The organism is Thomasclavelia ramosa DSM 1402 (assembly GCF_014131695.1).
Taxonomy (GTDB): Bacteria; Bacillota_I; Bacilli_A; order Erysipelotrichales; family Coprobacillaceae; genus Thomasclavelia; species Thomasclavelia ramosa.
This window is the reverse complement of record NZ_CP036346.1, coordinates 914,004-940,601: the sequence shown is the minus strand read 5'-3', so window position 1 is coordinate 940,601 and position 26,598 is coordinate 914,004. Positions and strand designations below refer to the sequence as shown.

Genomic DNA, 26,598 nt, shown 5'->3' with positions numbered 1-26,598 from the left:
GCTTGATTATAACATATTTATCATACATTTTATAACCATTCGTGATATTTATTTAGATAAACACGTTTAACTACTGTTGTCAATACAATATATAAAATAACAATTATTATTAATAATCCAAAATAATAAGCTGGCAAACTAGTAAGCCCAATTGCTTTAGCTAAGTGACTAAATGGAATAAGCGTTAAAACAAATGCAGATAATAATGTAAAAATCGTTACAAATAGGGCAGGTTTACTTTGAATAAATGGTACTTTTGCTGTTCTAATTAAATGAATAACAAGAATTTGGCTCCACATTGATTCAATAAACCAGCCCGTTTGAAAAACTGCAATGAAATAATCAGGATTTGTTAATGATTGATAACTTCCTCCAGCCATTATTGGGGCTATAAAATAAAACATCAATACATATGTCATAATATCAAAAATTGAACTAATTGGTCCCATCCATAACATAAATCTTCCAATTGATGATGCTTCCCATGTTCGAGGGATTTTTAAATACTCCTCGTCAACACGGTCAAACGGTAAGGTTATACAAGCAATATCATAGATTAAATTTAGCAACAATAACTGAATTGGTGCCATTGGTAAAAATGGTAAAAATGCACTTGCAATTAAAACTGAAAACATATTACCAAAATTAGAACTGGCCGTCATTTTTATATATTTAATCATATTAGCATAAACTTTGCGGCCTTCAACCAATCCTTTTTCAAGAACCATTAAGTCTTTGTCTAATAAAATTACATCAGCTGCTTCTTTAGCAATATCTACTCCACTATCAACAGAAATTCCTACATCGCTTGCCTTTAGAGCTAATGCGTCATTAATACCATCGCCCATATATCCAACGCTATGTCCATTTTCTTTTAAAACTTTAATAATCAGTGCCTTTTGTTCCGGTGATAATTTTGCAAAAATTGTTGTTGTTTCTACAACTTCCTTCAGTTTATCCAAGCCCATCTTTGCAACATCTTGGCCTAATAAAATATTTTCAACATTCAATCCTACCTTTTGACAAATTGCTTTAGTTACTTTTTCATTATCTCCTGTCAAAATTTTTGTTGCTACACCATGTTCCTTCAATGCTTTTATCGCTGGGGCTGTTGATTCTTTTGCAGGGTCTAGAAAAGCTAAATATCCAATTAAAACCATATCTTTTTCATCACTAACGGTACATTTTTGTACTAAATCCTGATCTGTTTTTTGACTCACTCCCAAGACCCGTAAACCTTTTTCATTAAGTTGTTCAACTTGATTGATAATTATTTTCTCTAATTTTTGTGTTAACGGCCAAACTTTACCAAGATACTCAACATATCTACAAACACTGAGCATTTCTTCAATTGCTCCTTTTGTAACCATCTGTACTTTACCATCTTGATCCTGAATAATAACAGACATTCTTCGTCGTTGAAAATCAAATGGAATCTCATCAATTTTTTCATATTTGTTTGTTAAATCTTTTAAGCTCGAATCATTATCTTGTTCAGCCAACGTACTATTAATAATTGCTTTATCCATTAGATTATTTAATCCTGTTTGATAATAACTATTCAAAAATGCATGTCGCAAAACTCTTAAATCAATTTTCCCGTGAACATCTAAAGGAAATTCTAAAATTACTTCATCTTGTGTTAAAGTTCCTGTTTTGTCTGTGCAAAGAATATCAATAGCACCAAGATTTTGAATTGAATTTAAATTTTTAATTATAGTTTTTTCCTTAGCCATTGCAAGAGAGCCTTTAGCAAGACTAGTTGTGACGATCATCGGAAGCATTTCAGGTGTCAAACCTACAGCAACACTTAATGCAAATAAACTTGCATCTAACCAATCTCCATTAGTAAATCCATTAATAAATAAAACAACAGGTACCATAACTAACATAAAACGAATCAAAAGCCACGATACAGAATTAATTCCAATTTCAAAAGTTGTTAATTCTCTCTTTTTATTTAAATCAATAGAAATTCTTCCCAGCATAGTTTCATCACCTGTCGCAATTACCACACCGACAGCACTTCCGCTAATTACATCACTTCCCATAAAAGCCAGATTTTGTGCTTCAAGCACATTCGTCCCTACAGTTGTTTCAATTGCGAATTTTTCAACTGGTTCACTTTCACCTGTTAAACTTGCTTGGCTAATAAATAAATCTTTAGCTTCAATAATTCTCAAATCTCCAGGAATCATATCTCCTGCGCTCAAATATACAATATCACCAACAACTACTTCATCAATTGGAATCTCTTTTGCTTCTTGTCCATATCGTTTAATATTTGTAGTATTTGAAATCATTGCAATCAGCTTCTCTGCTGCACTCCCACTTCTTTGTTCTTGAATAAAGCGTAATATTCCAGATATCATTACCATAACTACAATAATGATTACTGTAGTTGGATCCTTTTCACTAGTTTCTGCAAAAATCACATTAGTAAATAAAGATACTACTGCTAGTATTAATAAAATTGCAGTAAATGGATTTATAAAAGCGTTAAATATTTTTTTTAATATAGAATCTTTTTTTTGTTTAGTAATAATATTTTTACCAAATTCATCACTATGATGTTTGACTGTTTCATTCGTGATTCCCATTTTATTTGTTTCAAAACTATCTAAAACTTGATTAGTTTTATTCTCACTCGCAAAAACTAATCTCTCATTAATTGAATTAAATCTTCTCATTGTTATACCCTCCAAATTAAATTTTAGAGTATGACAAAACTATCCTAAAGAATGGCATCGCCATTATTCGGGACTTATAAACATCATTGTCATACCGGCCATGCTCTTCCATTCTTTTTCTCCTTTCAAAATTTTAGATATAGAAAAAGCCATCATTAAGATGGCTAGGCGAAAATGGACGTAATTATCCCATCATCAAAAAGCCATCTTTTAAAATTCATCGATAAATAATCATCCATTTTCTTCACCTCCACAAAATAAAAGCCTCATCGCTCAAACGCGACAAGGCATGAAAATAACTTTATCTCGTTCAAGCTTCAACATCATAGGGCCATGTAATTGCATTAGTTTTTGCCTTCACGACAAGAACTGTTGACCAGCGCACAGTGTCTCCACTGCTTTGCGGTAGCAACCCGTATCCCTATGGTAGTCTCACCTACCGATTCTTTTATCGCTTATAGTTTAACACTATTAAAGATAATGTCAACCCCTATTCCCCTTCAACTAGCTCTACTAGGATTTCTACTAATTCTTGACTTACAACCTCATAATCATCACCGTGATAACTAAAATTGACTTCATCACGACTTGTAGTGGAGTCTGTATGCCAATCTTTACATGAGCTATGAAGCTGCTTAATTCCTGTATAATCAAGCATTTTTTTCGCATTTCCTGCATTTATTCCACTTCCCGCTAAGATTTCAATATTCTCACCATATGCATCATACAAATATTTAATCATTTCTTTTCCTCGAGTTGCTTTACCTTGTAAGCCACTCGTTAAAATACGGTCTACCCCTAAAGTAATCAAAATGTTCATTGCCTCGTCAATATCATTAACACAATCAATAGCACGATGAAATACTGCGGTTTTGTGATATGATTTAATAATATCGATCATTTCTCGGGTTTGTGGAATATTAATATCTCCTTCTTCATCAAGGCATCCAAATGCAATCCCATCTGCACCATTATCAAGTAATATTTCCGCATCCAGTTTCATTACCTCAAAATCTTCATCATTGTAACAAAAACCAGCACCACGAGGTCTAACCATACAAATAACTTCTAAATCTGTGTTATCTTTAACTTTTAATAAAGTTGCTAATGAGGGGGTTAAGCCACCTAAGTGTAATGCACTATTCAATTCTATTCTTCTAGCTCCACCGTATTGTGCCTGTAATGCATCATAATAACTCCCACAACATACTTCTACAATTTTATCCATTTTATCAACTCCTTACTTGTATATTTATTATAACACTTTTCCAAAAGCATTAATTGTTATTTTTAAGTAAAAGTTGGTTTGCATTTTGTTAATAGTAATGGTAAAATTTATGAGCATAGTTTATTTGCAATAAATAAAAATTGTAATATAATAAGCTAGTTCTGTCCCCTTAGTAAAATGGATATTACAAGACCCTCCTAAGGTTTAGGTGCAGGTTCGATTCCTGCAGGGGACGCCAATTATAATTTATAAAAATATATTATTGAAATCAGGTGGATTATAGACCTTTTAAATCCACCTTTTTTATATGAATATTTAACTTTTTATAATCTATCAGAACACATACTTACTATTTCTTTCAAAGATACCTATACAAAAATAGGATTTTCATAAGCACTTTTGACATAACATATTACTCTAGTTCAAAAGCATCAGTATAGAAACTATAATAAACATCATGCTTTGAAATGAGTTCATCATGACTCCCCCATTCAATAATTTTCCCAAAATTCAAAACAATAATAGTTTCAGAATTACAAACCGTTGATAATCAATGAGCAATTACATAGGTTGTTCTACCTCTCATTAAATTATCCATTCCTTGCTGAACAAGCACTTCTGTCCTAATATCAATCGAAGAAGTTGCTTCATCTAAGATCATAACTGGTAAATTTGCAACAGCCGCACAAGCGATAGAAAACAATTGCCTTTGTCTTCGAGATAAACTTGCCCCATTTTGCATCTCATAGATAGGTTCCCTTCCATTTTTTAAAGAACCTTCTCATCTGAAACTTCAATGATTCGTTCACATGATGCTCTTGCCATATTGATCATTACCAATACTTGTAATAACATCATCAAACAATTCAAAATATTCATTGCATAGGCAATCATACTTGATAAGTCCCCTGTGGTCATCGTTGATGCATTTATAAGAATAATAATTTTTGCTCCAAACCAGCAAAGAAACAACAAACAGCCATAAACTGCATTATAGGCATATAAATGATTTAACTACCCGAATTCCTGCCAAATTTTCCTGTACTACACTATTCAATTCATCATAGATATGAAATACCTTTTCAAAATATGGATGTGAACGACTAACAATAAAATAAAGACCTGCCTCTAAAACTGGAACTGCAATTAAAAATATTAATGATAAATCCCTATTTATCATTAATGAAACAGCTAGTGAAAATGCCAGCATGATGGTGCTCGCACTGCCACACGAATAGTCATCATATGTGCATTTTGAACGTTAGTTACATCAGTCGCTAATCTTGTTACCAAACTTGAAGTAGAAAACTTATCAATATTTGCAAAAGAATATTCATGAATTTTATAATACATATTCTGTCTTAGATTTTGAGCAAATCCAGCTGAAGCTATCGCACAAAAACTTCCTGATAACATGCCACAAATAACTCCTAAAGTAACACAAAAGATTAAGACTACACCCCATTTGCCAAAAATACTATATTTACAAGTCAGGAAGAATATTTCATGAATACTCAACAATTAGAATGTTTTGTGCGAATAGCAGATAAATTGAATTTTACAAAGGTTGCTGAAGAATTATATATTACTGCTCCAGCAGTTGCCCATCATATCATAAATTTAGAAGAATTAAATACGTCATTATTTATCAGAACTTCCAAAATGGTAAAATCAACTGAGCCAGGCTCATTATTCTATAGTGAAGCAAAAGATATTCTCCAAAAAATATATATGGTTGAGAAAAAAGTTAAAAAACTAGCCAGTCAAAAAATTTCGATATTACGAATTGGCTGTTCTAGTCAAGTAGAACTTGAGATATTAGAAATACCATTAATAAAATTAAGAGAAGAATTTCCAACTGTTTATCCCCAGATTATTATTCAGGATTATTTTATTCTAAAATCTCTATTTGATAATAAACAATTAGACATTTTAATCAGTACAAAAGAGATGATTGCTGAGGCTCACGATTATATATTTAAAAAAATAAAAAACATTTCCAGTTATGCAATCATAGCTGAAAATTCCCCGTTTGCTAAAGAAAAAGAAATATGTTTTATAGATTTATATGATACACCACTTACTACTTTGCATCCCCGCTTTATCCCATTTTAATACTGAGATAAATTACAAGAATTTATTGCTCTCCATGAAAAAATCATTTTCATCTTTTATGTAAAAATGACCAGGCTGCTATTCTTTTCGCTAAATGTAATTACGGTGTAGCTATTTTACCAGAAATATATATTCCAACACATATTAAAAGAATTGTCGCTTTACCATTTATGGATGATCAAATGACAATAGAATATGGAATAACTTATCACAAAAATCTAAAAGAAAAATATATTAAGGAATTTACAAACTATTTTATAACTAATAAATAATAAAAGAAGATTTAATTTCATTGATATAATCAATTATTTTAAATCTTCCCTTTAATTAAAAATATTTTATAACTTATCTTGATTATTTGTCATTTAATTACATGATAGATAAGCTTAACATCATTATACAATAGATGCCCTATATATTTGAAGAATCACATTCTCCAAACAAGTATCGAACTCAACACTAGTCTGATTTATTGATAAATCAGATAATAATACTCTAGAAAAACTCGCAATAAGCCCGTGATTTTCCCTTAATAACCCATTTGCCTGCTCTCTATCATAACCGCCAGATAGAGCAACAACCCTAACTACATGGGAATCTTTCATAAGTTCCGCGTAAAAATCAGGTATGGTTGGAATGGACAGTTTAAATATAAATTTAACATCATTGTCTAATAAAGTTAGATGCTCATTAATTTCTTTCAATAACAATTCTTCAGCCTCTTTTTTTGAGGTACTTAAAATAGATACCTCTGGCTCTAAAATAGGTACAAGCCCAGTTTTAGCAATTTGTAATCCTAATTCAAACTGCTGATCAACAATTTTCTTGATACCTGCTGGATCGGCTTCCAAAATTACACTACGCATTTTTGTACCAAAGATATATTTATCTCTTGCCTTGTTTAATATTGCTTCCAGTTCAGGAATTGGCTTCATTAACTGAACACCATCTTTTTCTACTTCTAATCCTTTGTCAATTTTCAAAAATGGCACGATTTCCTTCTTTAACCATAAATATTCAGCAGTATCTACACCCTCAATTTGAGAATCCATTGTCTTTTCAAACAAAATAGCACCTAATATATGCTTAGAGGTAAAAGCCTTACTAGTAATAACACGACTACGCATTTGATGAATTAAATCAAACATTTCTTTATCATTACTATACGCTGATTCATCAATACCATATGATTTTAATGCCTTTGGTGTACTTCCACCACTTTGATCTAACGCTGCGATAAAACCTTTTCCATATTGCATACGCTCTAATTGTTTTGTGTTCATTTAAGAGCACCTCCTTTTCCTGCCCTTATTATACCCCTTGTCCATCAAGTATTCGAATAATACGTTCTATTTTGTTAGATAAGAATAACTATTTTTACAAATAAGAAGCGCTTTTAAAAATATGATAGATTATTTTAAAATATGCTATAATTAAATAAGATAATCTTTATACATAAGGAGATAATTAATATGTCTATCACAGTAAACATTTATTACACTGGAATAAACGGAAATGCTAGAAAATTTGCAGAAGAAATGGTGACCAGCGGTATTGTTGATGCTATTAAAGCAGAAAAAGGAAATGAAAGATATGAGTATTTCTTTTCCATGAATGATCCAGAAACCATACTTTTAATTGATAGTTGGAAAGATCAAAAATCAATTGATGCTCATCATGCTACTATAATGATGGAGCAAATTACAGAATTAAGAAATAAATATGATCTTCATATGAAGGTAGAACGCTATACTTCTAATGAAGAAAACATAACTTCTGCTGACAAAAAATTTATTCGATTGTAATCTAAATTAATAAAACCCATTATAAAGTCAATATTATAATGGGTTTTATACTATTCATATCAAAACATATTTCTGGTAATTGAAATATTTATTCCTTATTTACCATTTTAGTTATAATTTATCCTGTCACAATTATCGTTCTTTATTACCAAGTAAATATAGCTTTTAATTATAAATATATAATTCTAATAAAAAAACATTGCCTATTTAACATTACCGCTGTTAATTCCTTCTTCATAAGGATCCAAAGGTAACCATTCTAATACATCTTGAATATATTTATTCCAAAAATCCCAATTATGACTTCCTACATCCTCTTTATAAACTAAATCAAAACCAGCATTTTCTAAATAGCCTTTAAATTTTCGATTTACTCCAATTAGTTCATCATCACATCCACAAGCCATATATATCTTAGGAAAAACAATAGTATTGTCTTCTTTTTTTGCCTGAATTAAATTTTCCAAACAAACTTTTGGATTCTTATCACTCAGATATGCTTCATCAATATCACCAAAACAACTATCTTCACCCATTACACATCTTGATTCATCGTGAACTGGTAATTCGAAAATATTTAGAGCACTTGATAAAGCTGCAATATATCCAAAATTTTGATAATATTTCAACCCATTTCTTAGAGTACCAAATCCACCCATTGAAAGTCCGGCAATAAAAGTATCATCCCGACGATTAGATAAATGAAACATCCTTCTAGTAACTTCAATAAGTTCAGTTCCAATAAATATACCGAAGTCATTGTTCTTTACTTCTTGATCCACATAAAAAGAATTATCACCAGATGGCATGACTACAACTAAGTTCTTTGCTTCTGCCCATTCTTGTATTCTTGTTCGTGTTACCCAGTCAGTATAATTTCCTAATAAACCATGTAATAAATATAAAGTTTTATATTCTTTAACTGGTTGACAATTTCCTTTAAAAAGAAATTTATCAACCGGTAATATTACATTCATTGAAACTGTTCTTTTTAAACTTTGAGAAATAAAATTTACTTGTACTAATGCCATAATAAAACACCCCTTTACTCTTTTTAAATCTCATCAATTGACATATCTGTTTTATAATTATTTAAAACGTAATCATAAATATAAGCAATTTCACTAATTGGTATTGTTATATTATACTGATTAGCAATCGCTTTAAAGCTAATTCTAACTCCATTGATAAATTCTTGATTATTTTTTTCAAAATCAACAATATTAATATGTGAAACTATCTCTTCTTTTTTTATTAGACGTTCAATCAAACAACAAAGATGAATATTCAAACCAATAATAGTTTTTGCTAAAAAAGTTTGATGTAACTGTATTTGTAATTCATCAATCATCATTCCAACAGCATTAAGAGCTTTATCAGCATTTAAAATCGTTAATTCCCCAACTACATTTTGTAGAGAAAAATTTTTCATTAACTGTTTTTCAAATTTTTGATAATCCTCATTTGAAAAAAAGCTTGATAATTTTTCTTGGATTAAATCTAAATTATTAAATGTAACAATATCCTCAATTGCAATTATACTTTTAAAATCGATTCCTAAATTTATAGTCGTAGCAATGAATAATATTTGATTTTTATCAAATTCACCTTGATTATATAAATTGATAAATGCTAAAGAATCAAAACATTTCACTTCAACTTCTATAACTTTAGGCATACTTTTCATAAATAATTGAGCTACTTGTGCCGCAATGTCACTACCAATTTCACTAACAAAAATAATTAAATATTTGGCTTCCTTTTTTTCAAAAAATTTATATGTTATTATTGTTTGTTCTTGTACCAATCTTAAAATATCACGACAATTATTCTCTTTAATTATTTCATTGCCTACTGCCAAGGCCAGATTTGTTGAAACATTATTAATGATTCCTAAATTTACATTAGGGATATCCTTCATATATTGCATAATATTTTCTAATGAACCAAGGTCAACTAATAATAAAATATCACGATCATTATTATAATAAATTATTTTTTTAAAGTGATTACAAACTTCTCTAATTGACATCGTATATGGCATATCTATGGCATTAAAAACATGTCTTTTTAACATTTTATTACATACGTCCGCAATTGAACTAGCGGTCGCATAGCCATGACAAATTATTGTTGCAAAAATCGGTAATTTTTGTTTGGTATATTCTATCGTAGTAAATAAAATACAAATCAACAGACATTCAAATGGTAATAATTTAACTTCTAAATTATTATAGATCAAAGCTACCAAGTCTTTCATTACATTATATTCAAATAATGATTTTTTACTTATTAATTCAAGCGTAGTTTCAATAGTAACATGATAGGCATCTTTCCAATGTGAAATTTCATTAGAAAATTCTGCATGATAATAGATCCATCTGGTTACAAAGAAAACAAAATTTCTAGGCATATTTATATTATAAATATCACCAATATCATCAAACAGTCTAATTAATATATGTTCAATATATTTTAATTTAACATCTTTTTGATTTTTTTTAAAAATAATTAAATCATCATAATCATTAATATGCTGATATGCAGCTTGTAAAAAATATGTATAACTTAAATTATTTTTTAAGTAATTATTTGCCAATTCTACTATATTTTTACATAATATTTTTTCATCACCAAACATTATATTATTTTTTATTTCATTTATACTAAGAAATCTAGTCTCATCTTTGTGGTTCAATGAGGCATTTTTTAAAATATAATCTGGTAAAGAAAATACTGTAATTTTCAAACAGTTTTCTTGTTTTGCTAATGGATATCTTTGAATACATATTGATTGAATACATTCTTTTAGACCTTGTATATTTGTCTTAAAATCGTATGTACACAAAATATGTAAAGTTCGCTCAGTAATTTTAATATGTTTTTTGATTCGTTTTTCTTCATTTTCAAAAAAACTGGCAACAAGATGTTCTTTTTCCTGAATTGACCGGGAGGAAAAATTAGGAATCATACACTCAATTAAAGTATCCTTTATTGAACTCAAAATCTTTATTTCTTTTGTACTAGAAATAACCATTCTTAAATCAACCGTATTATTCTTTTTTATTTCATTAATAGCTGTAGTTTGTATAGTTTCTGACAAATATTCAAAATTTTTTAAATAAAGAAAATCATTACTATTACATTTTAGAATTATTTCCTTAATCATATTACATTGGATTTCATGACTATATTTATTTATTTCTAAACCATCCAACTCATAAAATAAGTTATCTTTACTAATTAAATTTTCATATTTTGCTTGTAAATAACATAATTGTGCAATATATGAACGTCCTGAACCATAATCACCGATTAATAATAATGGTGAACCAAACGGAGGATAATTAATGGCAGCTATACATTTTTCCACAACCTTCTTTAAACTAGAATTAAAACCAATTAATTGTTTAAATACATTTTCCTTTTTTAATTCTTTTTCCAAAAGTACTATCAATTCTTGCAAATCATAAAATTCATTTTGAATATTTTGTAATTTAAAAGATTCTAATAATACTTGTTTATCAAAGAAATATGCAGGTCTTGAATTTATTTTAACTAATTTTCCTTCTTTAAAAAACTCATTAAGATAATGGCTAGTTAAATTACGACTCAGCAATAATTGCTTAGAAATTGCAATAGTTGTATACTGTTGAAAATCAATAAAATTTATTTTTGCAGTAATCTCTTTTAAATAAATTTGTAATTCCTGTTTAGTATTTAATATTTGCCGTTCTTCCATATATCCTCCTAGTAAAACCTAAAATATTCCAATTAAAGCTCCTAAAATACTTACAATTACAATCCCAATTAACAAATAATTAACTTTAATCCCTTTTTTTATTAATACGTAGATCAAATACGTAGTTAATAATGATAACATTTTTGGCATAATTCCATTAATGATATCATTTATTGCAACTGCTGAATCACCGCTGCCGATAGTTAATGCTAAATTGACACTAACCATTGATGCAACCATCCCCCCAATAACTAGTAGCCCTAAAATAGAAGCGGCACTAAATATTTTTTCAGTTAGACCTAATTCCTCAAATTTTACCAAAGCTTTCATCCCTGAATTATAGCCAAATTTTAAACCAAAATACCGAACTAGAAGATGCGGTATATTAAAAAGTAATAAGAAAATAATCGGAGCAAAAGAATTCCCAGCTAATGCCAGCGAACATGCAATACCGCCTGCAAGGGGGCGTAATGTACCCCAAAAAATAGAATCGCCAATTCCAGCTAGCGGACCCATTAAACTTACTTTTATTGCGTTAATAGAACTTTCATCAAACTCCTGATCTTCGGCATTTTTTTCTTCAAGAGCTAATGTCACGCCTAAAATAAATGGGCATAATGCAGGCGTTGAATTAAAAAATTCTGAGTGTCTGACTAGTGCTTTTGATAAATCTTTTTTGTCATCATATAATTTTGTTAATGCTGGACTAAGTGCATATTGTATTCCTTGGCTCATATGTCGTTCATAATTAAAAGATGCATTTACACACATAGATCGCCAAAATAATTTATTTATATCTTTCTTAGTAATTTTAGAAATCATCATCAATATCTCCTTCAATAACAATATTTTCTTTTGTTCGTTCTTGTGTAATCATCAACATTACAATAATAATTCCAATTAATGTAATTCCTAGAATCGGCATTTCCAAATAAGCCGATAGAACAAAACCTAATAAAAAGAATGGTGCTACTTTTTTATTAATCAACATACTAGCTAATAAGGCAAATCCTAAAGCTGGTAAAATTCCTGTAGCAACTGACAACCCATCATTAACAAAATCTGGTATCATTTCTAATATTGCTTGAACAGTTGGACCTCCTACATAAAATGAGCCTGCCATTAATACAGCCATAAAAATAGGCCATGACAACGAACTAATAATATGCATACGATTAACTCCCTTCACATTGCCATTTACAGCATATGAATCTGATTTATGAAGCAAATAAGCTCTTATTGTTAAAAAAAATGCATTTGTTATTAACAAAGAAATTGTCGCAATTGGCAACGATAAAGCTAATGCTGCCTCAGTTCCATTACCAGTGCTTATTGCAAAAGCAGTTCCTAGTAATCCACCAGCTGTAATTTCAGGTGGTAATGCTGCACCAATTGCCACACTTCCCATGAAAGCAAGTTCTAAAGTAGCTCCAACCTCTAGTCCCGTCTTAAAATCACCTAACACTAAACCTACCAGCGGTCCCATTACTATAGGGCGTTGTATCATTGAATTACCAAAAACAACCTCTAAATAACCAAATAAAGCTACCAAACCTACTAATATAGCTTGTTCCATTATTCTCACTCCTATCTATATTCTTTTTTTTGTTCGCTTGGAACACCCTGTAAAAATACTTCTATTCCTTGTGCCACAATTTTTTTTAATAGCACTTCTTCTTCAGTTGTTACATTAACCATATTGGAAATAGCATGTGTTAATTCATTAGCTTTAGTTCCCCCTAAATTTATACTACTAACTTGTGGACATTGTTCAGCCAATTTAACTGCATCCTCAATATTATTTACTACTATCATCAAATCGTATTTATCTGTTTTTCCCTCATTTATAGCTGTCACAGAATCATTAATGCTTTTAAAAACTAGCTTTGTTTCATTCGGTTTAGCCAGTCTCAAAGCTGCTTTTCTAATCTCATTTTCTACTACTTCATCATTGGCAACTAAAATACAATTAGGCTTAATTTGCGAACACCAGGAATAAACGACCTGTCCGTGTAAAAGCCGATGATCTACTCTTAATAATTTAATCATTTTTATTCCCCCTAAAATTCTTCATTTTCTATTTCATAACTATGATCAAGTGACAAAATCATTTTTTGTGATTCTTGAATACTTTCTCTAATAACTGAATCTAGCTCACTATTGCAATACTTTAAAACTAAATTTAATACTAACAAAACATTCATACCGGTAATTAAATAAAAATCATAATTATTTTTACATTCAATTGCATCATTATTGACACTACCGCCTAAAAAATCAGTAATAACAATTACCTTTTCATTTAAATGTATTTTTAAAAAATCTAATAAAAAAGCTTTAATATCACTATTGCCATCTACATACGCATCATAAGTAAATAGATTATCTTGTCTCCCGGCTATTAATTCTATTGTATTTTTCATTCCAGATGCCAGATGTCCATGTGAAAGTAAAACAATATTTAACATTTCCTCACCTCCCTGTAACTAGATTAACAAATTACAAAAAAATAATTTTACAGTGTCTAAATATTTGTATATAAATTAGTTTTATTTACATTCATCAAGTAAAAATACGCTATATTTGACACTAAATACATTTCTTTGACACTATCTCTATTTAACTATGTATTCTCTATATTTTACTTTAAACGTTAAAATACTGCTGTTTATTAATAATTTATCCATTATGGATGCTTGTCAAAGATGTGAAAAAAGCTAAACCAAGAACAATATGTATCACATTAGGATAAAACTTCTTGATTTAGCATTTATTTTCCATATTTTTAAATTAATGAATAGCCATATTAAAATATATAATTATCATTTTAGACCATTTTGAATAATAATATTTTTGTACCATTCAAAACTATCTTTTTTTATTCTTTTAAGCTCTTTTAAATTCATTTCATCACGATCAACATACACAAATCCATAGCGTTTTCCATACCCTTGGTGTGTACTAACCAAATCTATAAATGCCCATGGACAATATCCAATTAATTCGACCCCATCAGTAATGGCTAATTGTGCTTGATAAAAATGCCTGGTTAAGTAATCAATTCGATAATCATCATGAATACAACCATCTTTTGATATTTTATCTTTAGCTCCCAAACCATTTTCTGTAATAAGTAGTGGTAAATGATAGCGATCATAAATTCTTCTTAAGGTGACTCTCATTCCAATTGAATCTACCATCCATCCAAAATCAGTTAATTCAAGATATTCATTTTTTGCAGCACGATAAACACCTTCTTCACCAATCATGACTTGTTGATCCCCATTACGAGGTTGACAATCTGTTCCATCATTTTTTGCAGCTGCAACTGTTGCAGTAGCATAATAGTTAACACCCAAAAAATCCGGTTTTGCTTTGGCAATTATATCCATATCCCCCTTTTCTATAATTGGGGTGTATCCTTTTTCTTCTAAATAAGACCATACAAGAGAATTGTAACGACCATAAACAGCAACATCTAAATATAACCAGCATCTGATTGCTTCCCAGTTATCTGCAGCAATCACATCACTTGGATTACATTTTTCTGGATATATGGCTGTAATATTTGGTGCAGGTCCAATTTTTCCACAAGGAACCATTTCATGACACAAGAGTGTTGCCTTCGCAGCTGCAACAAACATATGATGACATTGTTGATATAGTTCCTTTTTAGTAGGAATTCTTCCAGGATTCATGGCATTAGGGTGATTGATCATAACATTTTGTTCATTGATCGTTAACCAATATTTGACGCGATCGCCATAATTTTCAAATAAAACTTTTGCATATTTTTCAAATGCATCAATTGTTCTACGATTGCACCATCCACCATCTTGATGAAGAACATAGGGGAGATCAAAGTGATACATTGTAACAATTGGCTCAATATTATAAGAAATAAGTTCATCGATCAAATCATTATAAAACTGTATTCCTCGTTCATTTACTTCTCCATCGCCATCTGGTAAGATTCGTGTCCAGGCAATTGAAAAACGATAAGCTTTCATCCCTAACTCAGCCATTAACTTCACATCTTCTTTGAAATGATGATAATGATCACTTGCAATCTTAAAATCTGTAATTCCTTCAGGTGGGTTATGAACATCCTGCACAGACATTCCTTTTCCATCCTCATTATATGCACCTTCTACTTGATATGCCGAAGTTGAAGCTCCCCATAAAAAGTTTTGAGGAAACGGTTTTAAATTTTTATAAAACATAATAATCTCCTTATCTTTGAATTATTAGTAATTGATCTGAGAAATCAATATTTTTAGCATCTGTTGATTTTACAGTTTCATATGAATTTGAATTTGTAATTATAATCATTGTTTGAGTTGAAAGGTGGGCTTCTTTAATCTCATCGATATCAAAACTTACTAATAAATCTCCAGCTTTTATACGATCACCTTGATTAATATATGTTTTGAATCCTTTACCATTGAGATTGACAGTATTGATTCCAATGTGAATTAATATTTCTACACCTGAATCTGATATAATTCCAATTGCATGTTTTGTTGGAAATAAAACTGATACAGTTCCATCACAAGGAGCAATAACTTTTCCTTCACGGGGAACAATGACAATACCTTTTCCCATACTTTCTGATGAAAAGGCTTCGTCTTCAGATTGACTCAATGGCAATACTTCTCCTTTAATAGGTGATAAAATTATATTTTTATCTAAATCAGTAATTACTTCTTGATCCTCTTTTCCTTCAAATTTTAAACTTAATAACAATGTTAAAACGGCAGTTACTACAATTGAAATCAATAAAGCAACTAAAATGTTATAAAAACAAGTCATCGTATTATCACCAATATACAATAAGACTGCTGGGATACCAGAAGATCCTGTTGCAAAACGATGAGTCTGAGTCAATCCAGCATAGAGTCCACCACTTGCTCCACCAATCATTGCAGCAATCAAAGGATATTTCTTTGGCAAATTAACACCATATAATGTAGGTTCTGTAATTCCCATATAAGCTGTAATTGAACCAGATGTTGCAACTTGTTTTAATTTTTTATCTTTAGTGCGAATAGCAACAACTGCAGATGCTGTTGCTTGAGCAATGTTAGAACATACACATCCAGGTCCAAAAATACTGTCGTATCCCAATTGTCCCATTTGCATGACACCTAATGGTGCAACCCCATTATGCAATCCAAACATAACCATAATTGGAAGAAAACCACCAATCAATAATGCTGGTGCCCAACTTGCATTCGTACTTAAAAAAGTAAAGAAATCAGCAAGATATCCACCTAAAATACTTCCAATAGGACCTAGTACAGAAAATGCTAAAGTACCCATTATTAAGAATGTCAACATTGGAACAAAAACAAGCTCAACTGATTTTGGAATCCAACGATTTAAAAAACGTTCTACATAAGATTGAACTAAAACCACAAGAATAATAGGTATAACACTCGATGTATAAGTTGCAAGTGTAAAAGGAATTGCTCCAAAAAAGTGTACCGGTTCTCCCGCCTGTACCAAAGCTATCCAATTAGGATGTAACATCATAGCTGCAACACCAACTGCCAAAATCGGATTACATTTCAATTTTTGTGCTTCTGTATAAGCCAATATCATAGGTAAAAAGAAGAAAACTCCATCTGCAAATATATTTAATAATGTATACGTTTGTGAATCCGTGGTAATTACATTAAAAACAACAAGCAATGCTAAAACAGCTTTTACCATACCTGCTCCAGATAAAGCAGGAATTACAGGCTGAAATGTTCCAGCAACAAATTCAATAATTGTATTAACAATTCCTTTTTTTTCTGTTACTTCACTTACATTTTTAGAATTTATATCAACATATTTTTCGACCTCTTCAAAAACTTCACTCACATGTGTTCCTATCACTACTTGAAATACCCCAGCATTTTGAATAACTTTTGTCACTCCATCAGTTTCCTCTAATCTAGTTACATCCGCTTTTTGTTCATCTGCCAACTTAAAACGTAATCTTGTTACACAATGATAAACTTCATTTATATTTTCTTTTCCACCAACTAATTCAACAATTTTCTTTGCTAGTGAATTATATTTCTTACTCATTTTCATATCCTCTCTCTTTTTCAAATCCTCTTGAAAGATAATCACTACAAATGTATTTGACCGGTCTTTATAATTATCCATCACAAAGTATTTTCTTGTTTTCACTCCCCCACTTTAGCACCTTTAAAAACCGCTTTCAATAAATTTAAAAAATCAGAAAATTAGTTTTAAAATCCTTTATTCATTCTTTGTTTTTTATGAAACTTCATGAAACTTTTATTAGAATTTACTCATTAAAAAAAGAAACTCCATTTTTCTATCGATCATAGAAAAAGAAGTTTCATTTTTCATCTTTCATTTGATTTAAAACTGCCACACGATGTGTTTCTAAAACTTTAGAGTGATGTAACTTAAAATGATTATTGTTTTGAAAATCTCTCGCAAAATAACATGAGAATAAACAATTCAAAATAAAGTGAATAGACTCCTCTGTCGCAAAATTAGAAATCTTTGTATAAAGCCTTTCCTTAGAAGATATCGTCAATACACAAGATAATTTCTTCCTTAAATAATTATCTCCACCACTTGTAATCCCAATAACAGGTACTTGATTGTCTAATAAGACTGGTAAATAACGCATCGGTTCCCCTTTTTCATTATTCCCAGAATAAGAAATCATGATTGCACAATCGTCTGATCCAAGCGTTCTTGAAATAATCCCCATTTCCCCTAACTTTGCAATATCGATTGATTTTCCTATTGTTATCATCTTACGACGAAACAACTCACCTAAAAAAATATTAGGACTTAATCCAAAAATTACAATATGCTTAGCTTTTAATAAATAACTTGTTGCCATTTCTAACATATCTGTTTCGATTAAGTCAGCTGTATCTTGAATGCTTTCTATTTGTACTTTTTTTATATTATTGATAATTTCATCTACTGAACTATCTTCAGTGAATGGATAATTAGCATCGACATCCCCTTGATGCTGTTCTAAATATTTCATCTCGCTAATAAAAACTTTCATAAATTCACGCCAGCCTTCAAACCCCAAAGTCTTCGCGAAACGAACAACAGTTGCTTTAGATGTATAACTGTGTTCAGCAACTTCATTAATTGTATAATTATGAAGATTCTTTTGTTCATGCAAAACAAAATCACCAACAGCATATCTAGCATCTGGATGATTAACCATAAGCTCTTCTATCTTTTGTATCAAAAACATTTCATTCACCTCTTGTAATCATTATAGGATATATAAGATACTAAGAAAAGATGAATAAGATTAAAAGAGAATATTTCTATTGTTTAGATATACTTTAAAATCATTTCCTATATGCTATACTAAATTTGGGGTGTTTAAAAATGGAACTTAGGGTCTTAAATTACTTCTTAGCAATCGCCAGAGAAGAAAATATTACAAGGGCTGCACAGCAGCTGCATGTTACTCAACCAACACTTTCTCGTCAAATCGCACAATTAGAGGAAGAATTGGGAGTAAAATTATTCGTACGTAGTAATCATAATATTATTTTGACAGAAGATGGGATGCTCTTAAAAAGACGTGCTCAAGAACTTCTTGCATTAGCAGATAAAACTAAACAAGATTTTTTACATAAGAAAGAAAATTTAGAAGGGGTCATTTCCATTGGATGCGGAGAATATCAGTCAACCCACTATCTTACAGATTGCATTGCTGCTTTTAAAGAGATATATCCAAGGGTAACCTATGAATTTTACAGTGGTAATGCAAGAAATATTTATGACAACATCGAAAGAGGACTATTAGATGTTGGTTTAATGTCAGAACCATTTGATATTCAAAAATTTAATTTTATCAGCATGCCTACCGAAGAACAATGGGGTCTACTCGTTAGAAAAGATTCTCTACTAGCAAATAAAGAATCTATTCAACCTCAAGATTTAGTAGAAGTTCCCTTGATTTTACCTGACGGCAATTTTCAAAGTAATCGGGTAAGAAAATGGCTTGGCGAATATTCTAATCAAATTCAAGTTATTGCAATTGGTAATCTTCAATATAATGAAGTACTACTAACAGAGAGTCATGTCGGAGCCGTGGTTGGTATAAAACTAAAATATAGTTACGAAAATATAGTTTTCATACCTTTTTCTCCTAGACTAACACATGGTACAGCATTAGCCTGGAAAAAAGATGAAGTTTTTCCTTTAGCAACAAAAACATTTATAGAATTCTCAAAGAAATACTTTAAAAGCATATCTATACATAAAAAATAGGCATTAGACATTACAAATAATGAAACTATATAATGAAGGTGTTCCCAGTTGGAATACCTTTATTTATTTTTGTAAGAAAGGAGTTCAATGAAATGACAATAGATGAAGCTAGTCAAAAATATAATATTCCCATCAAAATTCTTAAAGAATATGAGAATTGGGGACTATGTCAAGAAGTAAAAAAAGTCATGGGTTCCTGGCATTATGATGATCGTGATATTGAACGTTTAAGCATGATAATAACACTTCACGATATTGGTTTTACCAATGAAGAAATTGAGAAATATATGCTTTTGATGATGCAAGGAAAAATAAGTGAAAAAGAACGTATAAAGATGTTAAATAAAAAAAGAAACGGCATCCTTGACGAGGTGCATTTGAAAGAAAAACAAATTTCTCGATTGGATTATTTAAGATACGAAATAAATAAAGAAAAAAATATTTGATTAGGAGATTAATATGAAAAAAACTATTGGAAAAAGCTTAGCACTATATCCAACGCCACTAGTTGTTGTTGGAGCCATGATTGATAAAAAACCAAATTATCTGCTAGTAGGACATTTGGGAATCATGGGTCATGATCATGTGATGATCAGCCTTGCCTCTAACCATTATACAAACCGTGGAATAAAGGAGAATAGAGCCTTAACGATTAATTTAGTAGATCGATCTATGTTAAAAAAAGCTGACTATGTAGGTTCAGTAAGTGGATATAAGATCGATAAATCAAATGTATTTCAATATCACATTGGTATAACTAGAACACCAATTATTGACGAATCTCCTGTTGTTATGGAATGCACAGTAGATGATATCTATGAAACATCAGGCTTTGAAAATTACATTTGTAAAATTACTGCTGTTCATGCAGAAGATAATATTTTAAATGAAACTGGAAAATTAGACTACTCATTACTAAAACCAGTATTGTTTGAAATGCCTACATATCAATATCTTTTAACTGGTAATGTTATCGGTCAATGCTTAAAACTAGAAAAATAAGGAGGTAATATATGAAAACTATACCGCTATCTAACAGTGTGAAAATTCTGTTTGATGTTTTTCAAATTACAAACCAAGATAAATGTAAAACAAGTGTACTTAACGCCCTTAAAAATGATCATTATATTTCAGAAGGTAAAAATGATATTTTTTATAACAAAACATCACAGAGTCTTAGAAATCATTACAATAAGTTATCTGCCCAAATTATTTTAAAATGGCTTAATCAAAATAAAACTATTGCAATTCTAAAATCAGCATATTTTGAACGTACACAAGAAAATTATGCTATTCAAAATTTTAATCTATCTTTAGGAGAAATGACACAAATAGAACAAGTGAATACTCATATAAATTTAATATTAGATATGCAGAGTGTAGCAGAAGTAGAACGTTTACATCATATTCATTTTATCCAATAGATATGATGAAAAAATATATTTTTCTTACTATTCTACTTCTATTTACACTACCCCTTGTCGTTCACGCTGATGAAGATAAAAATATTAACGACTTGCAATTGAAAAAACCTATAGAAATAGTTTCTAAAGATGAAACAAAAAGTTATGAAAATATGAATATTGATGTTCAAGTCAATAAAGACGGTTATTATAGTTTAATGAGTAATACTGAAATTCATTACTCTGATGGAGAAATCGATTATATATCACTTGATGAACCGATTTTGCTCTCTTTTCAACTTTCTTCACAAAGAAATGGAGGGATATGGCTATTAGACAAAAATGAAGGAGAACAAATGATTAAAGACCTTACTGAGATTAAAGATGAATTAAAAAAACAAGGGAATAATGACCAGTTAACAAAGATTGAAAATATCATCGAATATCTCACAAGTACCGGTCCAATTACAGATGCTAGTACCTAAAAATGAAAGGAGTCTTCTAAAATGAAAAAAATATTTTCGATTTTAATTATATTAAGTTTTATGCTGCTTTATGGAGGATGTCAAAACAACAGTAAAGAAAAAAATAATCCACCATCAAATTCAACTGATCAGTCAGTTATAGAGCAACCAGCTAAGACCGATACAAAATCTTTGATTGTCTACTTCTCATGGTCTGGCAATACCAAGAATCTTGCACAAACAATACAATCTCAAACAAATGCAGATATTTTTGAAATAGAAGCCGTAGTTCCATACGGTGATGATTATGATACTGTTGTGGATTTAGCTCAGGAAGAACAACGTGCAGATGCAAGACCTGCAATCACAAATCAGATTGAAAATATTAATGAATATGATGTGATTTATGTTGGCTATCCAAACTGGTGGGGTGATATGCCAATGATATTATATACTTTTTTTGATAATTATGATTTATCTAATAAAACAATTGCTCCATTTTGTACAAGTGGCGGAAGCGGGCTATCTAATACTGTTAATGAAATCAAAAATTTAGAACCAAATGCTGCAGTGACAAATGGTTTACATATTGGAAGTTCTTCAGTAAATAATTCTGATAATACTATTAGACAATGGTTACAGGAAATCAATTTGGGGAGCTAATCTATGATAAAAAAATTAGTTGTTTTGCTGTTAATGTCATTTATGATTACAGGATGTACTAAGATACCAAACACCACTACTGAAACAAGCCCTGTTGACAACAAAGAATCATCCAAAATACTTATCGCTTATTTTAGTTGGGCAGATAATACAGTTGTAGAAAACGAAAAAGCTTCAATAGAAAGCGCACTTAAACATTATGAATCTATTGGTGATCAAAATGATAATGTAGATGCCACAAGTTCCGCAAGTATTTTACAACCTGGAAATGTAGGTAAAATAGCAACATGGATTCAAGAAAATATTGGTGGTGATTTATTTTCTATCCAAGTCACAATACCATATCCAAGCAATTATGATGAATGCTTAGATCGTGCAGCTGATGAAAAAACAAAAAATGCGCGGCCTGTCTTAAAAGAAAAAGTGGATAATCTAAATGATTACGATACTGTTTTTATTGGGTATCCAAATTGGTGGTATTCAGTACCTATGCCTGTGCTTACTTTCATTGATGAAAATAATCTATCAGATAAAAATATTGTTTTATTTTGTTGCCATGGTACAGGTGGATTATCAAGAAGTGTAGAAGATATTCAAAGTGAACTCCCAAATTCTGCACATCTAGAAACGAACGTTATTGGAGTCTATCGAAATGAAATCAATGATTCAAAAGAAGAAATTATCCAATGGTTAGAAAACATTGGTTATTAAAGAAAGGTAATCAATAAAATGAAATATATTCAATTAGGAAATTCAAATTTAAAAGTTTCAAGAATTTGTCTTGGTTGTATGGGATTTGGTGATGCCAAAAACGGTCAGCATTCATGGACAATTGATGAAAAGAAAACACGTGAGATTGTCAAACATGCGCTCGACTTAGGTATTAACTTTTTTGATACGGCCATTGCCTATCAAAGTGGAACAAGCGAGCAGTATTTGGGTCGAGCCTTGAAAGATTTTGCTAAACGTAAAGACATTGTTGTTGCGACCAAATTTTTACCTCGTACAAATGAAGAAATAAAAAATGGTATTACTGCCCAGCAGCATATTAAAAATCAATTAAATAAAAGTTTAGAAAATCTTGGAATGGATTATGTTGATCTTTATATCTATCATATGTGGGATTATCAAACACCTTTGTATGATATTATGGAGGGCTTAGATGATATGGTAAAAGCTGGAAAAATTCGCTATATTGGAATTTCAAACTGTTATGCATATCAGTTAGCACAAGCCAATGCGTTGGCAGAAAAAGAAGGATTTACAAAATTTATTTCTATTCAAGGTCATTATAATTTGATTTTTCGTGAAGAAGAACGTGAAATGGCAAAATACTGTGCAGAAAATAATATTGCAATGACGCCTTACAGTTCTCTTGCCGGAGGACGTTTATCAAAATTGCCAGATCAGACATCTAAACGCTTAGTGGAAGACAGTTATGCTCGTTTAAAGTACGATGCAACTGCTTTACAAGATCAACTTATTATTGATCGTGTGATTGAATTATCGCAAAAATACAATGTTTCTATGACAGAAATATCCTTAGCATGGCTTTTAACAAAAGTTATTTCTCCTGTTGTAGGAGCTACAAAAATGCATCACATCGACGGTGCAGTAAAAGCAGTTAATCTTACTCTTAGTAATCAAGATATAGCCTACTTAGAAGAACTTTATGTCCCACATCAATTAGTTGGTGTTATGGCACAAAATACTACTGCAACAGCTAAAGAAGAGCATGTTTGGTCAATAGGAAGTCAAAAAGTATAATTTAATTTTTAATATTATTTACTACAAAATAAATATATTTATTGATATTTAATGGATGTAATAAAATATGTACTACAAAAATCACATAGAAAGAGGTTTATAAAATGGACATAAAAAAATTATATGAAACTGATAAAGAATTTATGGAAAGATTTGAATACTTTGCCTTTGATGAAGTTGTTAATGAAAAAAATCAAGAATTAGATGTTGAAACTCGCTATCTTGCTATTCTAGCAGTACTTTTAGGCAGTCAGGCAAAAGAAGCATTTCAATTTATATTATCAAAAGCTTTAGATAAAAAAGTATCACCTATTATGATCAAAGAAACTGTCTATCAGTCTTGTGATTATTTAGGTTTTGGGAAAATGTTACCATTTTTAGAAATTACAAATAATGAACTTTCCCAAAGATCAATTTCATTACCCTTACAATCCCAAACTACAACTACCCTTGAAACACGTTTAAAAAATGGAATTGATGTTCAAGTCCAAATATTTGGTGAACACATGGAAGATGCTTGGAAAATAAATCATATCAATCGCTGGCTAGCAGAAAATTGTTTTGGAGATTACTATACTCGGACAGGATTATCGTTAGTTCATCGTGAAATGATTACATTTTGCTTTTTAATGTCGCAAGGAGGATGTGAGCCGCAATTAGTTGCTCATGCAAAAGGAAATATGAATTTAGGTAATGATGATAAATTCCTAATGAGAGTTGTTTCACAATGCTTACCTTATATTGGCTATCCCCGTTGTTTAAATGCAATAACATGTATAAAAAAGGCGCTGGATGAATGAAACAAAAAGTAAAGATAACTACTGATATATTAATGATACTTTGTCTTTTTATACTAAGCGGCTATCAATTTTTTACACAAGAAGTGCATGAATGGCTAGGAATGGTAATGTTTATTCTTTTTATTATTCATAATGTTCTTAATTTCCATTGGTATTCTAAAATAATCAAAGGTAGATATTCTATAATACGAATAATTTATCTTGTCATCAATATACTTGTTCTTATATCTATGCTGGTTCAAATGTATAGTGGAATTGTTATGTCACAGTATATATTAACTTCCCTAAATATTCCTGGACATATATCTACAGTAAGAAAGTTACATATTTTAGGTGCTTATTGGGGATTTATACTAATCGGACTACATTTAGGTATACATTGGAATACCCTTATTAAACGAATAAAAATAAAGAAATATTTATCTATAAATTTATCAGCATTGTCATTTATACTTTCAATGATCATTGCATTATATGGGATATATGCTTTCTTAAAAAGAGATTTTTTAACCTATCTCTTTTTAAAAAGTGAATTTGTATTTATGAATTTTAGTGAATTTCAATTATTTTTCTATATTGACTACTTAGCGATTATAAGTCTATGTGTTTTCATTGCTCATTATGGAACAAAAATATTATTAAACAAAAGGAGGCAGTATAATGATAAAAAAAGTAATTCTAATAATTCTGTTTAGTTACTGTATACTGCTATCAGGTTGTTTAGCACATAAAGAGAAAACAAATACAAATGATTTACAAGAAAAGACGTCACCCCAAAAACATACAATTTTAAAAGAAAACGAGGAAGAGACAATGGAGAAAAAACTTATTTTAACCATCAATGATATTAGATATGATGTTACACTGTATGATACTCCCGCGGCAAATGCGTTATATGATATGTTACCTCTTGAATTGACTTTTGAAGATTTTAATCATATTGAAAAAATAGCATATTTGGATAAGAAATTACCAACAAAAAATGAACCCGATGGATTTGAACCACACATTGGTGATTTGTGCTTATATGCTCCTTGGGGAAATTTATCTATTTTTTATAAAGATTTTAGATACTCCGATTCTTTAATTTCATTAGGTCGTATTGATTCAGGAATAGAAGATATATCGAGTATGAAAGATAATTTCTCAGCAAGATTAGAAATAAAGGAATAACATCTGATAATATTTAAAGCTTATGAATATTAAAATTCAAATAAAATATAAGCAAAAAGATGTGTAATAATGAAGTTTAATATATATAGCTATCAAGGTTTTCTTTAATAAAGAAAGTAGCGTTGATTTACACAAAAAACATTCGTCAGGTAAAAATACACTAATCATTATTTCTCAAGGGACTCTAAAAATATAGATGATAATGTTTTATTCTTGTTATATTTTTATACCCCTTTCAATTTACCTGACTATCTGAAACCTTGCAAGTCGATATATAATTCGTTAGTAACTATGCTTATGAGAAACTTTCACCCTATCACCCTAGATGTATGACATACACGTTATATTTAAAAAGAGCCACCTTCCAGTGGCTCTAAGTATGAAAAGAAGTGATGCTTAGGTACTAGAACAGTAACTATACATTCATTAAAAAACATGGCTCCGTTACGATATAACAATCATAATATT

26 protein-coding genes, 1 tRNA gene, 2 pseudogenes and 1 riboswitch are annotated in these 26,598 nt (G+C 30.2%); of the genes and pseudogenes, 14 read left to right on the top strand and 15 right to left on the bottom strand.

Translation table 11 applies throughout. From position 1 onward, the window contains the following. Nucleotides 1–29: 29 nt before the first annotated feature. Nucleotides 30–2,690, bottom strand: a complete 2,661-nt coding sequence (mgtA, locus tag EYR00_RS04490) for a magnesium-translocating P-type ATPase (protein ID WP_003534681.1) — start codon at nucleotides 2,688–2,690, stop codon at nucleotides 30–32. A gap of 296 nt (nucleotides 2,691–2,986) precedes the next feature. Beyond that, nucleotides 2,987–3,141: riboswitch (M-box (ykoK) riboswitch) on the bottom strand. Between the two features lie 39 nt (nucleotides 3,142–3,180). Continuing rightward, entirely contained in the window at nucleotides 3,181–3,918 is a 738-nt protein-coding gene (locus EYR00_RS04485) for a copper homeostasis protein CutC (RefSeq protein ID WP_003534683.1), read from the bottom strand. 163 nt (nucleotides 3,919–4,081) lie between these two features. Here EYR00_RS04485 and EYR00_RS04480 point away from each other — a divergent pair. Next, nucleotides 4,082–4,156 (top strand) — tRNA-Arg (locus EYR00_RS04480). A gap of 174 nt (nucleotides 4,157–4,330) precedes the next feature. Here EYR00_RS04480 and EYR00_RS15790 read toward each other — a convergent pair. The 3 genes and pseudogenes from EYR00_RS15790 to EYR00_RS15780 all read right to left on the bottom strand — a co-directional run. Next, nucleotides 4,331–4,654 (bottom strand): annotated as a pseudogene (locus tag EYR00_RS15790) (P-loop NTPase family protein); the annotation flags it as partial. Nucleotides 4,655–4,686: 32 nt separating this feature from the next. Then, entirely contained in the window at nucleotides 4,687–4,812 is a 126-nt protein-coding gene (locus EYR00_RS15785; RefSeq protein WP_003534685.1) for a hypothetical protein, read from the bottom strand. 97 nt (nucleotides 4,813–4,909) lie between these two features. After that, nucleotides 4,910–5,334, bottom strand: a pseudogene (locus EYR00_RS15780) (ABC transporter transmembrane domain-containing protein). A gap of 90 nt (nucleotides 5,335–5,424) precedes the next feature. On the opposite strand from EYR00_RS15780, the gene EYR00_RS04465 reads away from it, so the two are divergent. Next, nucleotides 5,425–6,033, top strand: coding sequence for a LysR family transcriptional regulator (locus EYR00_RS04465; RefSeq protein WP_003534689.1), 609 nt, complete (start codon nucleotides 5,425–5,427; stop codon nucleotides 6,031–6,033). Nucleotides 6,034–6,428: 395 nt separating this feature from the next. Here the strand turns inward: EYR00_RS04465 and EYR00_RS04460 are convergent, their stop codons facing one another. After that, nucleotides 6,429–7,316, bottom strand: a complete 888-nt coding sequence (locus EYR00_RS04460; protein WP_003534690.1) for a fructose bisphosphate aldolase — start codon at nucleotides 7,314–7,316, stop codon at nucleotides 6,429–6,431. A 189-nt stretch (nucleotides 7,317–7,505) separates the two neighbouring features. On the opposite strand from EYR00_RS04460, the gene EYR00_RS04455 reads away from it, so the two are divergent. Beyond that, a complete protein-coding gene (locus EYR00_RS04455) occupies nucleotides 7,506–7,838 on the top strand; it encodes a putative quinol monooxygenase (protein WP_003534692.1) in 333 nt (110 codons plus the stop codon). Nucleotides 7,839–8,041: 203 nt separating this feature from the next. On the opposite strand, the gene EYR00_RS04450 is transcribed toward EYR00_RS04455, so the two are convergent. From EYR00_RS04450 to EYR00_RS04410, 9 genes are all read right to left on the bottom strand, one after another. Next, complete coding sequence (locus EYR00_RS04450; RefSeq protein ID WP_003534693.1) at nucleotides 8,042–8,869, bottom strand: alpha/beta hydrolase; 828 nt, start codon at nucleotides 8,867–8,869, stop codon at nucleotides 8,042–8,044. A 23-nt stretch (nucleotides 8,870–8,892) separates the two neighbouring features. Further along, complete coding sequence (locus EYR00_RS04445) at nucleotides 8,893–11,580, bottom strand: PRD domain-containing protein (RefSeq protein ID WP_003534695.1); 2,688 nt, start codon at nucleotides 11,578–11,580, stop codon at nucleotides 8,893–8,895. 18 nt (nucleotides 11,581–11,598) lie between these two features. After that, nucleotides 11,599–12,405, bottom strand: a complete 807-nt coding sequence (locus tag EYR00_RS04440; RefSeq protein WP_003534697.1) for a PTS system mannose/fructose/sorbose family transporter subunit IID — start codon at nucleotides 12,403–12,405, stop codon at nucleotides 11,599–11,601. Further along, a complete protein-coding gene (locus EYR00_RS04435) occupies nucleotides 12,392–13,156 on the bottom strand; it encodes a PTS mannose/fructose/sorbose/N-acetylgalactosamine transporter subunit IIC (RefSeq protein WP_003534699.1) in 765 nt (254 codons plus the stop codon). Before EYR00_RS04435 ends, EYR00_RS04440 begins: the two co-directional genes overlap by 14 nt. 11 nt (nucleotides 13,157–13,167) lie before the next feature. Continuing rightward, nucleotides 13,168–13,629 carry a PTS sugar transporter subunit IIB gene (locus EYR00_RS04430; RefSeq protein ID WP_003534701.1) on the bottom strand — a complete coding sequence of 154 codons (462 nt, stop codon included), beginning with the start codon at nucleotides 13,627–13,629 and terminating at the stop codon, nucleotides 13,168–13,170. Nucleotides 13,630–13,640: 11 nt separating this feature from the next. Next, nucleotides 13,641–14,048 carry a PTS sugar transporter subunit IIA gene (locus EYR00_RS04425; protein ID WP_003534703.1) on the bottom strand — a complete coding sequence of 136 codons (408 nt, stop codon included), beginning with the start codon at nucleotides 14,046–14,048 and terminating at the stop codon, nucleotides 13,641–13,643. Between the two features lie 354 nt (nucleotides 14,049–14,402). Continuing rightward, nucleotides 14,403–15,803: a glycoside hydrolase family 1 protein gene (locus tag EYR00_RS04420; protein ID WP_003534705.1), complete on the bottom strand. Its 1,401-nt coding sequence runs from the start codon at nucleotides 15,801–15,803 to the stop codon at nucleotides 14,403–14,405. A gap of 10 nt (nucleotides 15,804–15,813) precedes the next feature. Continuing rightward, complete coding sequence (locus EYR00_RS04415; RefSeq protein WP_040434069.1) at nucleotides 15,814–17,658, bottom strand: beta-glucoside-specific PTS transporter subunit IIABC; 1,845 nt, start codon at nucleotides 17,656–17,658, stop codon at nucleotides 15,814–15,816. A gap of 280 nt (nucleotides 17,659–17,938) precedes the next feature. Next, nucleotides 17,939–18,829, bottom strand: coding sequence for a MurR/RpiR family transcriptional regulator (locus EYR00_RS04410; protein WP_003534708.1), 891 nt, complete (start codon nucleotides 18,827–18,829; stop codon nucleotides 17,939–17,941). Between the two features lie 140 nt (nucleotides 18,830–18,969). On the opposite strand from EYR00_RS04410, the gene EYR00_RS04405 reads away from it, so the two are divergent. The 11 genes from EYR00_RS04405 to EYR00_RS04355 all read left to right on the top strand — a co-directional run bounded on the left by EYR00_RS04405 (nucleotide 18,970) and on the right by EYR00_RS04355 (nucleotide 26,130). After that, complete coding sequence (locus tag EYR00_RS04405) at nucleotides 18,970–19,860, top strand: LysR family transcriptional regulator (protein WP_003534710.1); 891 nt, start codon at nucleotides 18,970–18,972, stop codon at nucleotides 19,858–19,860. A 92-nt stretch (nucleotides 19,861–19,952) separates the two neighbouring features. After that, nucleotides 19,953–20,306 (top strand): helix-turn-helix domain-containing protein, encoded by a 354-nt coding sequence (locus EYR00_RS04400; RefSeq protein ID WP_040434038.1) that lies wholly within the window; start codon nucleotides 19,953–19,955, stop codon nucleotides 20,304–20,306. Between the two features lie 13 nt (nucleotides 20,307–20,319). Continuing rightward, nucleotides 20,320–20,862 carry a flavin reductase family protein gene (locus EYR00_RS04395; RefSeq protein ID WP_003534714.1) on the top strand — a complete coding sequence of 181 codons (543 nt, stop codon included), beginning with the start codon at nucleotides 20,320–20,322 and terminating at the stop codon, nucleotides 20,860–20,862. An 11-nt stretch (nucleotides 20,863–20,873) separates the two neighbouring features. Beyond that, nucleotides 20,874–21,284 (top strand): aldo-keto reductase family protein, encoded by a 411-nt coding sequence (locus EYR00_RS04390; RefSeq protein ID WP_003534716.1) that lies wholly within the window; start codon nucleotides 20,874–20,876, stop codon nucleotides 21,282–21,284. A 5-nt stretch (nucleotides 21,285–21,289) separates the two neighbouring features. Continuing rightward, nucleotides 21,290–21,748, top strand: a complete 459-nt coding sequence (locus EYR00_RS04385; RefSeq protein WP_154670624.1) for a hypothetical protein — start codon at nucleotides 21,290–21,292, stop codon at nucleotides 21,746–21,748. Nucleotides 21,749–21,769: 21 nt separating this feature from the next. Then, nucleotides 21,770–22,390 carry a flavodoxin gene (locus EYR00_RS04380; protein ID WP_003534720.1) on the top strand — a complete coding sequence of 207 codons (621 nt, stop codon included), beginning with the start codon at nucleotides 21,770–21,772 and terminating at the stop codon, nucleotides 22,388–22,390. Nucleotides 22,391–22,393: 3 nt separating this feature from the next. Continuing rightward, nucleotides 22,394–23,101, top strand: a complete 708-nt coding sequence (locus EYR00_RS04375; protein WP_003534722.1) for a flavodoxin — start codon at nucleotides 22,394–22,396, stop codon at nucleotides 23,099–23,101. Nucleotides 23,102–23,119: 18 nt separating this feature from the next. Beyond that, complete coding sequence (locus EYR00_RS04370; protein ID WP_003534736.1) at nucleotides 23,120–24,157, top strand: aldo/keto reductase; 1,038 nt, start codon at nucleotides 23,120–23,122, stop codon at nucleotides 24,155–24,157. Between the two features lie 104 nt (nucleotides 24,158–24,261). Continuing rightward, nucleotides 24,262–24,957: a carboxymuconolactone decarboxylase family protein gene (locus EYR00_RS04365; protein WP_003534737.1), complete on the top strand. Its 696-nt coding sequence runs from the start codon at nucleotides 24,262–24,264 to the stop codon at nucleotides 24,955–24,957. Next, complete coding sequence (locus EYR00_RS04360) at nucleotides 24,954–25,652, top strand: DUF4405 domain-containing protein (RefSeq protein WP_003534738.1); 699 nt, start codon at nucleotides 24,954–24,956, stop codon at nucleotides 25,650–25,652. Before EYR00_RS04365 ends, EYR00_RS04360 begins: the two co-directional genes overlap by 4 nt. Next, complete coding sequence (locus tag EYR00_RS04355) at nucleotides 25,618–26,130, top strand: cyclophilin-like fold protein (RefSeq protein WP_003534739.1); 513 nt, start codon at nucleotides 25,618–25,620, stop codon at nucleotides 26,128–26,130. The genes EYR00_RS04360 and EYR00_RS04355 overlap by 35 nt, the downstream gene beginning before the upstream one ends. Nucleotides 26,131–26,598 lie beyond the last annotated feature (468 nt).